At 58.2% G+C, this 14,223-nt stretch carries 9 protein-coding genes; 5 read left to right on the top strand and 4 right to left on the bottom strand.

From position 1 onward, the window contains the following. Positions 1 to 7: 7 nt before the first annotated feature. Positions 8 to 1,612, top strand: coding sequence for a relaxase/mobilization nuclease domain-containing protein (locus M1D32_RS20615; RefSeq protein ID WP_458782306.1), 1,605 nt, complete (start codon positions 8 to 10; stop codon positions 1,610 to 1,612). Positions 1,613 to 1,621: 9 nt separating this feature from the next. Then, positions 1,622 to 2,380 carry a hypothetical protein gene (locus tag M1D32_RS20610; protein WP_458782305.1) on the top strand — a complete coding sequence of 253 codons (759 nt, stop codon included), beginning with the start codon at positions 1,622 to 1,624 and terminating at the stop codon, positions 2,378 to 2,380. 577 nt (positions 2,381 to 2,957) lie between these two features. Here the strand turns inward: M1D32_RS20610 and M1D32_RS20605 are convergent. After that, a complete protein-coding gene (locus tag M1D32_RS20605; RefSeq protein WP_458782304.1) occupies positions 2,958 to 4,787 on the bottom strand; it encodes an esterase/lipase family protein in 1,830 nt (609 codons plus the stop codon). Between the two features lie 1,097 nt (positions 4,788 to 5,884). On the opposite strand from M1D32_RS20605, the gene M1D32_RS20600 reads away from it, so the two are divergent. From M1D32_RS20600 to M1D32_RS20590, 3 genes are all read left to right on the top strand, one after another. Next, positions 5,885 to 6,529 carry a hypothetical protein gene (locus M1D32_RS20600; protein ID WP_458782303.1) on the top strand — a complete coding sequence of 215 codons (645 nt, stop codon included), beginning with the start codon at positions 5,885 to 5,887 and terminating at the stop codon, positions 6,527 to 6,529. A 424-nt stretch (positions 6,530 to 6,953) separates the two neighbouring features. Continuing rightward, positions 6,954 to 7,658, top strand: a complete 705-nt coding sequence (locus M1D32_RS20595; RefSeq protein WP_458782302.1) for a hypothetical protein — start codon at positions 6,954 to 6,956, stop codon at positions 7,656 to 7,658. Between the two features lie 591 nt (positions 7,659 to 8,249). Further along, complete coding sequence (locus tag M1D32_RS20590) at positions 8,250 to 8,843, top strand: hypothetical protein (RefSeq protein WP_458782301.1); 594 nt, start codon at positions 8,250 to 8,252, stop codon at positions 8,841 to 8,843. Positions 8,844 to 9,660: 817 nt separating this feature from the next. Here M1D32_RS20590 and M1D32_RS20585 read toward each other — a convergent pair. The 3 genes from M1D32_RS20585 to M1D32_RS20575 form a co-directional block, all read right to left on the bottom strand. Further along, positions 9,661 to 9,990, bottom strand: a complete 330-nt coding sequence (locus tag M1D32_RS20585; protein ID WP_458782300.1) for a hypothetical protein — start codon at positions 9,988 to 9,990, stop codon at positions 9,661 to 9,663. A 1,813-nt stretch (positions 9,991 to 11,803) separates the two neighbouring features. Beyond that, on the bottom strand, positions 11,804 to 12,097 hold the full coding sequence (locus M1D32_RS20580) for a hypothetical protein (protein ID WP_458782299.1): 294 nt from the start codon (positions 12,095 to 12,097) through the stop codon (positions 11,804 to 11,806). Positions 12,098 to 12,405: 308 nt separating this feature from the next. Next, positions 12,406 to 14,061: a hypothetical protein gene (locus M1D32_RS20575; protein ID WP_458782298.1), complete on the bottom strand. Its 1,656-nt coding sequence runs from the start codon at positions 14,059 to 14,061 to the stop codon at positions 12,406 to 12,408. Positions 14,062 to 14,223: the final 162 nt, after the last annotated feature.

Below are 14,223 nucleotides of genomic sequence, written 5' to 3'. Positions count from 1 at the left end.
TCCAGGCTTGATTCCAAACATCACCCAGGGCGACCGCATGGCGGGCCTGATGATCTACCTCGCCGGCCCGGGACGTGCCAACGAACACGAGGAACCGCACCTCGTTGCCGGTGACTCCGCGCTCATGGCGTGGCACGACGACAACGAACTGAACCGCGACGCGGCCCTGGACATCGCCAACGCCCTGGACCGCGCCAAGCAGTTCTACAAGACCGAGGTCGACGGCGGCCACGTCTTCCACTGCTCACTGAGCCTGGCGGCCGAAGAAGGCCAACTCACCGATGAGCAGTGGGGCGCCATCGCGAACGACTTCATGAAGGACATGGACTTCACCGAGGACGGCGGAAAAGCCCCGGCCCGATGGGTTGCCGTCCGCCACGGACTGAGCAAGAACGGCAACGACCACATCCACATCGTTGCCAGCATGGTCCGCGACGACGGCACCAAATGGAACAGCTGGAAGAGCAAGTACAAGTCCCAACAGGTCGCCCGGGCACTGGAGAAAAAGTACGGACTCACCGAACTCGAAGCTGTCCGGGCCGAACGCGGATACACCCCCGCGGAACAAGCCAAAGCCACCCGCCAGGGACTGCCCGAGGTCGAACGCCACAGCCTCGCCCGCAAGGTCCGCACCTGCGCGACAGCATCAACGGACGAAGCCGAGTTCGTCCGCCGCGCCCGCCAAGAAGGCCTCCTTGTACGGCCCCGCTACGCTGCCGGCCGAACCGACGTCGTGACCGGATACTCTGTCGCAGAACGGCCACGCAAGGGGGAGCGGGCCGTCTGGTTCGGCGGCAACTCCCTGGGCCGCGATCTGGCCCTGCCCAAACTCCGCAGTGAATGGGAAAGCACCCCCGAAACTGCAACCGCGGCCGTCGCGGAATGGAACGCCGCAGCCCGCAACCGCCGCCCCGTCGCACCGGGCAGGGAGACACTGCAGCCCTCCGCGGAACTGTGGAGCAAGTACGCCAAAGACGTCAGTACTCTCCGCGAGAAACTGTCCACCACCCCGCACAGCGACCACGCCGCCTGGGCGCAGGCCGCCCGCGAAACATCCGCCGCTTTCGGTGCATGGTCCAAGCGCATCGAACCCACCCCCGGGCCACTGGCCGACGCCGCACGCGAGCTGTCCAAATCAGCGCAGCTCCGCCGCTACCCGACGCGGCCGGCGGTCTCCCTGCCCTCGGCCCGCGGCGCAACAATGATCCTGTTGGCAGCCACCTCCAAGAGTGATCGGGCAGCCTACGCCCTGATGTTCCGGCAACTCGCTCAGACCGCACGCGCCATCCACGACATGCACAAAGCCACCAACGACCTCCGACGCGTCCGTGGCCTCGCCGCAGCCGTGACCGCTGCCAGCAAAACTGTCGAAGCCAGCGCAACAGCACACACCACCAAGACACAGCCCATCACGATGGAAGCACTGCGGGAACAGCATCCGGGAGTCAGCGAAGAGGCACTCCGTGCACGGCTCATCGCCGAGCGGTCCCGCGGCGGTGCACCTGTCCCGACGATACTCACCAGGGCAGAGAAGACACTGCAGCAGGCCGGCCCTACTGGCCCGCAGGAATCACAAAGGGACCACCATCCGAAACCAGGCATCGAGCGATAGGGGAGAAGCATGAGCGAAGCAGACGGAATGGACGAAGCAGTAGACGGTGCAATGCGTACCGGGCTAATGGTCGCCGCACGCATCGGCGAACAACTGGCGCGAATGCGGGAAGAAGAACAACGCAACATCGCCGCCGCCGAAGAACAACGAGCACGCCAACTGCAGGAACGCTTCGACGCCCAACGCGCAGCCGCCCGGGCACACCTCGCACCAACCGCCAGGGAAGACTGGTGGGACAAAGCCACCCCCGGCATGATCGAACAGGCCCACCAGGCGGCCACGGCGTGGAAGGCCTACGACCCCGAAGCGGCCAAGGCAGCGGAGCACATCCGCGGTCAGGTGCAGGCCCGGTACGGCATCGACGTCACCAACACAGGAGCGGACGAAGCATCTGTGTCTGCAGCCCTCACACGGGTGCAAGACGGTCGTGTCGAAGCCGAAAACGAACGGACCAAAACCTCTGCTGCACGCACCGATGAAGCGGTGGCAGGTGCCGTTGTGGCTGGTGCCAACAGACAGGACGCTGCAGCGCTAAAGGGCAAGGACGCAACGGCCTACGATTCACCGGAACGGCGCCAGCAGCTTGCAGAGAGCCTGGAAGGTAAAGGCGACCGCGAAGCCGTCACCTCCCGCCTCCTGGCCGACAAACACCAAGGGGCGCCGGCGACTGCCGCCATTGCTCAGAAACCGTCGCTTGCCGAAACCTCGAAGATGGCCAAGCAGGGTGGCAAAGGAAAGTCGCTCGAACGCGGCGGACTTGAACGCTAGGGGGCAGAAATTTCCTGCGCTTACGCACGAATCCTTTTAGTTATCCTGGTTAACTGCTTGATGGCGTCGGTGTTGGCCTTGACCATGGGCGGTATTCGTGAAGCCAGGAGGATAGGTAACAATGCCAGCTTTGGCGGCGGTTTTAGATCCAGCGTCAAGCCATTTCTTGGAGATCCCAAACATTGACCTCAGCTCCTCTTCTCGATGTTGCTCAAGAACGTGTGGTGGCTAGCCAAGCACTCGCCTGCCGTTCGGCGTTGTCGAAGCTGTCGCTCTTCGGCTCAGGGATAGCTACGAAGGCCGTGTTGTTGGCGTAGGAACAGGCGATAGCAACGGTGTTGGCCGCAGTGCTGGAAACAACCGTAGTCCGAGCCTCTTCTTGGCCTTGATCATCATCCGAATCAGAGCTGCACATGCTTTGCCAGCCGATTCAAGCTAGACCGCGCGCTCCTTGTGGAGGGACTCGGTGAGGGAAGTCTAGGCGCCGAGCTGCGGGGACAGGTGCGAGACCCTGTCGGTCCCATCGGGATCCGTTTTCGTATTCGTTAGTTCATACCGCACGAAGCACCAACCTGGGCTAACGGTAGGCGACTTCAACGGGGTACAGAGTGGCCTTCCCTGGTGCTGCGTCTTCCTCAATGGCTACGTGCCAAACACCAGATGCTGATTTGTCGAGTAGCCCGGCAGTCGGGCTTTCGCCACGGTCTCTAATCCGGGCTCTCCAAATCCCGGCGTGCGGTCCCTTGCAGGAACCAGCCCAATAGGGGTAATCGGGAATTGATGGCGGTCCAGCTCCCGATGGCATCCGGCATGTCGTTCCATCGGCCAGGGTCAGGAAATAGGGATTACTCTCGTCCGGGCTCTTAGTGAATGAGGAGCGTGAGTTGCCTGGCCGAACGTTCGTGATCAGGACTTTGTTTTCGCCCGTTATGCAAAGGTACTGAGTACGGTCACTCGGGTTTCTAAGGCACGGATCGTAAATCCCGTTTACAAAGCACCGGAAAGCATCGGCCCGGTTTGTGACGTTGGACCCTTCGCAGTAGTTGTCGGCATTCATCTGTCCGTCGATCACCTGTGTGGGCGACTTTTCCGACCCATCAAGCCACGGTCGATGGGTGACAAACTTCGTGGCGGGCTGGCGTGACTGGACGTCGTCAACGATAAAGCCCAGTTCGGCCAGGGCTAGCTCAGCGTTTCTCATCAGAAGCGTGTGAAAGCAAGGGTTCTTCTCGTAGAAGAAGTTGACCCATGCTGAGCGGGACACTTCGTTGAGCGTGGCGGTGCGAAGGATGTTCACGCGGGCACCGTCGACGATGCTGGTTGTCGGGGTGAGCTCGTAGGAGCACTGTGCTATTTTCGTGGTGGTAGCTCCGGATTGGGCGGAGTCGACGCCCACGATAACGTCACCCGCTGCTGCCGTGGTCTTCTTACGTTGGAGAAAGAAGCCCGTAGTACTGATGAGATTTGTTCCTCCCGCCAGCGAGTGCACTGTAACGCCTTCAGGCCAGGCCGGGAGAGCCTTCATTTCCCCGGACCCCATTCTGAGCGCCGCTCCACCTGGGGAGTCGAAAGATCCCAAAGGAGGGAATGCCGAGCAAATAAGGCCTGCGCTGAACTGGTCCTCACCCATAGCCTTCCCACAATAGGACAGTATGAGGCGAAGCGTTGGAGCAAGTGGATCGCCTCTAAGGAGGCTGGCCGCCACCGCTGAATCAATGCCGGCTGCCAGGACTGCGGCTACGAGGGATCCTGTATTCGGCGTTCCGAAGGTGATGACCTGGCTGACCTTGGCCGCCAGAGAAGCGCCGCCCAGCTTGAGGGCCTGTCGGGTAGCCAAGCCACCCATGGAATGGGCGACTACTATGACCTTTTCGCCGCTCTTATCCGCCAAGCAGTCCAGGGCGTTTGCCAGGGACGGACCGATGTTGTCGTCAGTGACCCATCGCGACGCGTACCGGGCGTAGTCAAAGGTGAAGGCGGCGGTGCCGCCCAGTTCCTGTATGTTGCCGATGAGGGTCCTGTTAGGGGATGCGTTTCCGATTCGGGAGGTGAGCAGGTCAGGCTTAGCGGAAAAAGCTCCCTTCCCGCCTTCATCGTGGATACTGGTGCTGGTCCAACCGTGCACGTACACCACTGGAACGTACTTACCGTTTGAACCAGGACGTAGCCTCACAGGTGTGCCGTCGTTGTTCTTGTCCGCTGAAATGACGGGGGCAAGCGCTAGCCCCGGGACATCGCATTCATCGGACCAGTTCTCCGGCGTCGCCGCTTGCGCCGGTAGGGGTGCTACGAGTAGGGAGAAGGCGATCGCCGCCGTACATGCGAACGTCGCCGCTATGGACGCCAACCTGCCCCTCATGGGCTTCCCGTCATTTCTACTTGGTCTAGAGTGGCCAAGACTTTCCATTCCCCGTTTTCCTTCACCATCACCGCTACATAACGGCGATCCTCCTGTCCTTGAAGGGACACGACGACGTTCATGGTCCCACCGCCAATCCCGTCGGGTGCCCAAGTTGAACTGTCAGGGATAATCTCCGACCCTGGCGGCAATGCCGTATCGGGATTGACAGTTGGCCGGGTCTCTTCCGCGGCGCCTGCTGCCGGGTTGTGTACAAGTGACTCCAACGCTGCAGCGACCTCATCGGCTTCGACTCTGACAACAGCTGTAGGCTGCGCGACGGCGGTCTGTGGTGGTGGCTCAGGGTTTCGCCAATTGAAGGGGTCTGCGAACCACAACGAAGCGACAACGGCCAGAACTGCCACAGCCACGGCGGCCGAAACCAGAACGCGGGTCAAATCAGCGTTCCTTGGTAGGGTGAGTGGTTCTTGCGCGAGATTCCCAATCGGTGATCATGTCTGAAGAGTAAGGCACAAATCCGCCGGCCCCATGAAATATTGCGGACCAAGTTCGGATTGTGTGAGTGTCGATAACGGCAACACGAGGACCGCTGGGGGAAATGAGAGCACCGCTTCGGGGATACCGCCGCACTAGTGCCTCATCAGGCAGGAGCTTCGTATTGAAAATTCTCGAGACCTACAAATGATCAAGCACGATACTCTAACCCGGTCCTGCCGTCTTCTCGGAGTGGGTTGCATACGTTGAACCGCTTCCAGTTGTCGAAATCAGCCGATGTGATAGAACCACCTCCACGGGCGATTCAGCCTCACGAGTCCGCTCTGAAAGCGCATGTGCTGGCTGCAAAGCATCCAGCCCGGTTCGGCCCTTGCACATGCAAACCACAACTTTCAGTACGAGCTCGCCTCTTGGGCTGCCCTCGCCGCTGGCACCGTGCAGTTATATCTCGTAAGGCAAGGGCAACTACGACTATGCCGTGTTGGTGAAGTTCTGCATCCATATTCCTATGAATAGAAGATCCGGTGGGGTGGCCGCGGCGTGCGGTGGCGCCCGGCACGCACTTTGTTTGGCTTGCTGACATAATCCAACAAAGGCGAGCGGAGTCAGTTAGCTCCGGAAGCAATAGGACTCAACATCCCGGGGGAAGCATGAACGCCACGAAGTTGCTCACTTGTATGGCCACTACGTTGATGGCGTTGACTGCCTGCAGTGGCCCCGTCGATAGCCCTCCGACAGAGATCGCAGATCCTTCGCAGACGGCGGTTTCGCTGCCATCTGTAACCTCCCCTGCAGTTGCTTCGCCGACCATTTCTTCCTCCAGTGCTATGGTGACGCCACCTTCCTTGAAGCTGCAGGTTGATGCGACACCGAACGTTGGAGCCGCCTGCGCCACGCTGGGTGTTGATCAGAAAGTGGAAGCAATTTTCGGCCCATCGAGGTTGGGAAAGACAAGTTACGCTGATCAGTCCATGACCTCGTGCGTGTACACCTCCGCCCAGACGGCAGAGGGGGGATTCCCGGCGATCATCGTAGGACGAACGAAAAGTTCATCTGCAAAATTCGAGGAGGCGCTCATTCAACTCCCCGGTGCAAGCAGTGTAAGTATCGGTTCACGAGCGGCGTGGTACGAGGTGCATTCGAACCCACAGCGGCAATCGCGCCAGGTACTGCTCGTCTTGGACGGGGACCAGATGCTCAGCGTATCAGGCTATTTTGATGCGGGTACGGTACCTGGAGCCGAGTTTTCACAAGGACGATACGCAGAAGTAGCAAAAAGTATGCTCGGACTCTAGCCAACACAGGGCACCCTAACCGTCCAACAAGAGAGAGGACCGCTTCTCCCGGCAGCACAGCCCAAAGCCGCGCCGCTGATAGTGTGCAGGCACGCCTTTGCTGCCATGTATAGACGCTGGGAAGCGCCACGTCTGTATTCACGTAATAATCATTTTATCGATGACTAATTCCTGATGGTCGCCCCTAGGCTATGACCTACTTGCAGCTGCAATCGCCGGCGTACACTAGGGGGACTTCAGGGTGAAACGAACCAAACTCTTGACGGGGGCTGTACTTACATACGCTCTTGCCCTTACAGGTTGTTCCGGAGGCGGGGCGCAGCAAAACCCAGTGACACCGGCAACTGATGGGGGGTCAAGTGCTCCTGCGGCCATATCAGCTCCGCAACGATCCACGCCACCGAAGGATCTCTCCCAGGAGCAGATGGACGCGGTCATTGCTGCCCTGAAGTCACAACTCTCGAAGTACAACGGACTAATAATTCCTCGAAGTATGGCGTCCCCTGCAGCCACGGCAGTACCACCCGGCCTAGCTGCTGTTCAGGGATTAGTCGTCACGCCGGAACATTGCCAGGACGCGATGACGAACTTTGGAAAGGCACCGCCCGCGTCCGGTGCTACAGCCATCGGCTCATTGGCCCTCAGCGCCAATTCGACAGGTGAAGCGGGCACCGGTCGAAGCGCCGGGTATCTGCTACAAATCATGGCATTCCCAGACGAAGCGCAGGCAAACGCAATTGTTATCAGTAGCGACCAACAGATCAGCGACTGCCCTGAATTCGATATGACCATGGACAGCTCAAACCAACTCCTCAGCATGCACGCTGAAGGTAGCGGCAAATTCAGCGCACTGAACATCGAGAGCGATGCAGACGCCACAGTTTCATGGGAGGGAGACCTGTCTATGGTGATGGCCATTGAGACCAAGTCTTCCGGCACAGCCTCGCCTACGGCGACACCAACACCATCATCTACTGCTGCCGAGACCGAGACTGTCTCCGCGATGGCCCGTTCGGGCAACGTCGCTTTCGTCGTCCACGGTGTGAAAAGCGAAGAACCTCAGCGCTCACCGAGCGAGGATGCCGTCAAAGAAATCCTCAATGCTGCGGTCAAAACTGTATTCCCTTAGTCCGACTCCTGCCGCCATCGGATGGCGATAGCGGTGGGTGGCCCTTGCGCTGTCTGTGCCTAGCCGGTCCTCCATCCCATGCAACACTCGGTTCATCACGACGTGGGCACTCTGCATGAGCGGCGCCATGAAACTTGTGGTGTACTCGCGGTGTTAGCGGTGGGCCGGTCCTGCCGCGAATATGTCGCGCAGTTCCGCCCGGTCTCTGAGGTCCTTTGCTTGAAAGAATCCCCGGGGGGACCTGCCGAGAATTCCGTATCCCGCCGAAGTACGCCTGATCGGCGTTGTATCTTCTTCCTAAAGGACGCGGCAGCCGCAGTCATTTCCTGTTCAAGTTTTTCGGCTGCATCCGCGTGCGTGGGCCGCTTCACGGATCTGCTTTTCCGTCCACTGTCGCTGGACCCTTGGGTTCTCGGTGGCCCGCCTAGCGTGATGCCGGATTCGATACGGGCCAGAGCCGCGAATTGTCCGCCCGATCGGGTTTCCCTTGGGCTGACGGTTGGAATATTGCTCACACCCTGTCGTGTACGTCTCAAACTCTTTCCCGCTGGTACGCTGACCCGCATCGATCAAAAGAACACCGGGGGCCGCATGAGCTTTGAAGAAGACGTCGAGCAGCGTTTGGCCGCAGTACGCCATACGGAATCCCAGAACGCGATAGCGGAAGAGAGGTCGCTTCGGGCCGCACTTGAGGCCTTGGATCGTTTGCAGACGAAGTGCAAAGAGGCGGCTGCCTTCCTGGCATCTCACGGTGTTCCCACTGAGCCGATCGTCGCTGATCAGTTGAAGCAGGGCATACTCTCTGGCGCTAAGGTGATTCAGCAGACACTCGGGCAGGGCTGGTTTTTGCGCCGGCATGGTCCAGGGATTGTTCTTGCCCCGGGCGGGCACCTGTGGCATACCGGACTCGGAGGAGCCGTCAATGGCAGGAATCTGCACAAAAGCGCTCCGTTCTATTTCAACGGGATCCGGCAAAGCCTACAGGCTGGAGAACGAGTGAAGTCCCCCCTCGAAGGCTTTTCTCTTGAATTCCCACGCATCTATTGGAGCTCACCGGATTTTCTCGCCACCGGAACTGAGGGCGTGATGATCCGCTTCAACCACCACGACGCCGGTCCCGGCGACGTCATTGAGTCGATCATCACCGCTGGAGTGGTCCGACTCGTGGGGAATTACCGCTCATAGCTGTGATGGTTTCGGGCTAGATCCGGCCTCATCAGTTCGACGTCAAGTTCCACGGCCAGCTTCTCCTCTCGGTGCATGACCAGGAACATCGAGCGTCCGGAGCGGCGGACAGTTCGCCGCCGAGGTGCACGCAGAGGCCACCGGAGTGACCCTGACCTGCCAGACCCCTTCACCCACAGACCAAGCCGCTCGCTGGCCGCCCGGGACGTGATCCGCACCAACGCCAACACGGAACTGGGACAGTGGCTGCGCCGCATTGGATAGGGCTACGGGTACGATCTCGCACCCAAGGAGCCGATGCCGGAGCAACTGGCCGAGGCCGTCAACAGTGAAGAACCGGAGTGCTCACCGAGTAAGGATGCCGTCAAAGAGATCCTCATTGCTGTGATCAAAGCTGTTTTCCCCTAGACGGACTCCTGCCGCAATGGGTCAGACATAGCGGTGGGCCCGCTCCGGTACATCCGAAATGCCAGCCGGATGGGTTATATCGGCGCTCCCGCTACTGGGCTGGCGCAAAACAATTGCTCGAGACAGCTATTCACACCCGTAGCGAACGTCAGCGGCATCCCGGCTTCGCAAGCCTTGCGGTTTCCCCCAACAACCAAAAACCTGTCCCGTCAAAGGTGGGGGACCCCCGATCAGCTTCACATACCGCCGGTTCTCGGCGTCGGTCTGAGTCGTCATTCGACGAGACAATCTATGCTAGGAACCTCTCCCGCATCGGCCGGCGAAATCTCCGTGGTTACTGTGGTATCGACATCACACACGCCGGCGATGATGAGGAAACTGGCCTGACCCCTAAGCCCTCGTATGCGCACTAACCGCCAAAATTGGTCGTCAACTCTACAGTTTTGTAATAATCAGTGAATTCGCCGTCTGGATTTTTCGGGGTTCTGCTCGAAACTTCACCAAGGACAAGAGTGAAGTCTGCAGTCGAGCCAGCAGCTTCTCTAGCAGTGGGCAGAGACAAGTGCCTGTAGTTGTATCCGGCGCTCGAACAAACGAGTTGATTGCTGGCCGCCCTCACTGGATCAGCCACAAAGCCTGCTTCCAAAGCCGCTGGAGGATCTATCCCATTGACAACGGGATAACTAACAGTTCCTTCGACCACGACGGCTTGAGTAGTGAGGTTGGAACCAGAAGGCATTTGGCACCCCAGGCTGACCCTGATCCACGAGAGCTACGTCATGCATCCGCTTTGCTTTCAACTGTTGCGAGGGGACTGGCGGAAGTCAATGTGGCAGCCGTTTGCGAGGCGGTGGCGGAGAGCGTAGGTGAATTGCTCTCTGGTGATCCAGTTGCCGCATTCGACCCTGAATTAGCTGGCGAGGAACATGAGACAAGAAAAATGGCCGAGAATATGGGAAGTAACCAAGCGCGCGAACGATTCATGTGCAAAGCATACTAACGCCGTACGCAGGCAGTCGGTTATTGGTCGGCAGTCGATAAAGTGTCACGTGATACAACGCTTCAGTTGTTGAGGGAATCGGCTTTGCAGGCTTCCGTCAACCTATTCGAAGGTATGTCTGCGTGCCATGATTTGTGAATATTCCTGTGTCCATTCTCGGACACGAAACTCACACAAACATAGGACTTGCACCTAAGACCCAGCAGCTTAACTTAAGAGGTGATCACGGCACGTGACGACACCTTCCTTGGCCGCTCGCGGGGTGTGCAACCTATTTTGTGATGCTGGAGCAGAAGGGCCGGCTGGCCTCTGTTACATGGATGGCGCCGGTCTCCGCCGGGCCAGCAGCACTACCCATACCTCGCCCACACAGCGTTTCCCCGTCTACAAGTATGGGAACTCCACCCTGCATGGCTGGCCCAACACCAACCTTTACAACAACTTTGGCTGGGCTGCGGAGCGCTGTTAGAAACTGCGTACCTTGCACCTCGTCAATCGTTGCGACTTGGAGAGGCTTAACGGCGCTGGCCCCCCTCATGGTCGCCAGGAGGTCCGGAACAAGCTTGGCCGTCCCACCGACCTCCAAGCCCTGGCCTGCAGTGTTTAGCGTGCTTTGCGGTTCCCCCAGATAAACGAAGCAAAATTCATCGCTAAGAACAGAAATCTTATCGATCGTGTTGGGCGGGAGTAGTGAACAAACTAATGATCCGGAGGGATAGAGTGCCATGGGCGTCAGCTGAACAACGTAGGGATATTTTCGTGAAGGCGTGGTGTTGATAACAGACATCGTGGCCGTCCCAGTCTTCTGGATAATGTCTGTTTTCCCTGGCTTCGCATTCGTTGGATCAGCCGAAAAGGTGCCACCAGCAGGGATCTGGTAATTGGCTGTAACGGTGTACCCGTTGATGTCCTCAATCCTGATCGACCCCGTGATGGCGGAGTTCTTCGCCGTCGGTGCTGGGGTTGGCGTCGCCGACCGAGTCACCCGAGGAGTTACTGAAGGGGTTGCAGAACTCCAACCATCTCCAGCTGAAGGAGCAGCGTCAGGACTTTGACTTGCCGCCGGTGAACCACACGATGTCAGCCCGGAGAGTAGAAATACTAACGTAACGACCGGAACTGCACCCTTGAATCTCCACACACCCGTCATGACCTTCCCCAAATTCCTATCCTAATTTCTGCGCCAATACTATTTCTGGTCGAGCTAACTTGTGGCAGACGTCGAATTATTTCTTCGGCTTCGAAAACACAGCTGGTTCGCCAGCGAGGCCAGCTGGAATGATTAACGGGCCGCGGTCGTGTCCGGGAGCAGCGACCGCAGCGCCTTACATAACTCTGCAACCGAGGGATTGCGGCAATGGGTGCAACTAGATCTCGGAGCCAGCGACGCGTCTAGTTGATAGCAGATTTACGCGGCGCGTGTTATTTTACGGCCTGTAACGCCACGATAAGTACTGCGACAACAACGGCCACGCCTATGACACTGAGTCCTATCCAGACATAGACGAGGGCCCTGCTAACGCTACGCGCCCCGGCGCCCCACTCTTTTAATTCAGGCATGCGCGATCAACGAACCGGACATCGTGATTACAAATGGTGCTGCGTACTTTAGCTTGGTTACTGCAGACGCCCGCACACTAACGGCCGCCTTGGACTGCCCGGACTTGCGACCAAGGTAAGGGAAGTACACCTCGACATCGTGGGTGCCCTCCGCGATGTCAAATGACTGCTCTCCCCAGGACCCGGTTGATGTTTGGCCGTCAATGACAATTTTCGGCTTCAGGAAGAGCAGAAAGAACTGAAGCGGATTGTGGCTCGCGTTGATGACGAGTGTTCCATTACTCATGGGTCCCCCTATAAAGATGTCCCGGCATTCCTTTGACCTCAAACAAGGCAGAAACCCGGCGATAAACCAACAGTAGCGGCGTGACAGACAGTCCAACATAATTCCGGTCTTTATGAAGTAAACCCTTCACAATGCAACCTACGGACGAAGGACGAGGGGACTTGAGCTGAAGGTTGCTCTTCCTCATTAGTATTTCGGGGCCGGGCTGATAAGTGCCGTGGCGGCAGCCGGCTCCGCCGGAGATGGAAGGTTCATGGGTGAGCTCCCTCACTAGACGTCCGGGTTGTGAAGGTTGGAGTCCCTCTTGGCTACTGCCTCACAAGGTCGGCATGGATCCGGCCCACGGGTCCTCTAATCGATATGTGTGGTCCGGATTCTGTGCGTGTAAGCACAGCATCAAGCTCGCGTACGCAGCGCCTTTGCACATCGGTGGTGATGACTTCCCTGAAGGTAATACTGCCCGGTTCCCGTTTCTTCTCAGTCCATGTTCCCGAGCATTTCAACTGCGGGTAATCGACAGTGCCGGCTAGTTTGCCTCCTGATGCAGTTACTGTCAGCACCAGGTCGTACCCATCTTGGGAGCCGTAGACAGGACCTCTCCAGGTGCCGATAAGTCCCTCGTCCGGCCCAACATCGGCTAGGACACGAAACTGCAAATCTGCAAGGGCGGATTTCACATCCGTCGGGAAGAACATCAGCCGGGTTGCCCCAGGATCTAGGGTTTGGTCAAGCCCGAAACCAGTGGCACTCATCCCAAGCTTGACTACCGTCAGCGCCTTCAGATAGTGACGGATGTTCTTACCGAGCTTTACAAACTTTTTCTTTTGATCCTTCGACAACGGGTCAAGGCTGAGTTTGAGACTGGCATCCTTCGCAAGCCGTTCCACCACGTCTACCGATGCTGAGAGACATGTAGTGGCAGCTGCGAAAGCGCTGACGTCGACCTTCTCGAGCTGATTCTGCGCGCCTTGCAGGCATTCGACGATCGCTGCTTCCGTGAAAGCGTAAGCGAATTTTTCGCCCATGGTTTCTCTAGCGACCTCGTATACGAGGCCGGCTACCGCGCCCCCAGCGCTGCTGCCCACTTCGATGAGAGGAATCGTGGAGTCATCCCGCCAGTGGGCATAAAGTTCATCTTTTTTGAAGAGGAACTTGTATTGTCCATGGGGCTGAACCAAGTAGTTGTTCTTTCCGCTCACCGAAAGTGTCGTGACGGCACCCAGGATTTGGGCTGGAAGATTTGCGGTGACATTGCCCAGGACATCACTCTTGACTTCCATGGGTGTGATGGCGGTTTTGACCACTCCGACTACTGGCCGGTTCATCACGACTTTGACTTCAAGGATGTCACTGCCGCCGATTTCCCTTCCGACGCACCAGAGGACGGGCCCATTTTGGTCATCGGTGAAGATGGTTTCGGACCATGAGGGTTCTTCGCCGTAACAGGAAGGTGGAGTGGTCAGATTCCCAAGCGCCCTTCCAACGAGGTTGAAGGCTGATTCGCCCAGCTCCAGTACGCCGTATTTCGAGAAATGCCGAACATGAGCTGACAACTGCGTTCGATCCTCTGACAGCGATGTTTCCACGGGGTCCCACTCATCAAGCTCATCGTTCCAGTGGGCAATGACAGCGGTTTCTGTGTCCGGTACTGGTGCGTCGAGGTCAAAGACAAGGTCAGCACCCGTGTCAGGAAAGGCGCTGTCTTTGAGTTCCAGGTCAACGACTTCACTGACTTGGATGTCGCTTGGGAGTGCGTCCTTCATGTCTGTATCTACATCGACCTCGGTGGCCGATGCGCGGAGGTCGTTTCTGTCTGGAAAGCCGACAGAAAAACCCTCTACTGAGGAGTTGGTGCCGCTCTGCTGTGAAGCGCCCTCCTGTTGGGAGGAAGGTGTGCTTTGCTGCTCGGGGGCCGCAATTGTGCAGGCGCTAAGGCTGATAGAGGAGGCTACTGCCAGTGACACTGCCAGCCAATGGAAATCTTGCATCGAGGAACGTTTAACAGCCACCAGACCCCTGCCATAATCTCAGATCGATGTGTTCCCGACACGGGAAAGGAAAAATGTAACGGCCCTTGGCATCGAGTATCTGTTTCCACGAGTCCGTGCAGGGCAGGTTGCCACCGC

It is taken from the genome of Arthrobacter sp. D3-16, from assembly GCF_054408515.1.
This window is presented reverse-complemented; position numbering and strand designations above follow the sequence as displayed.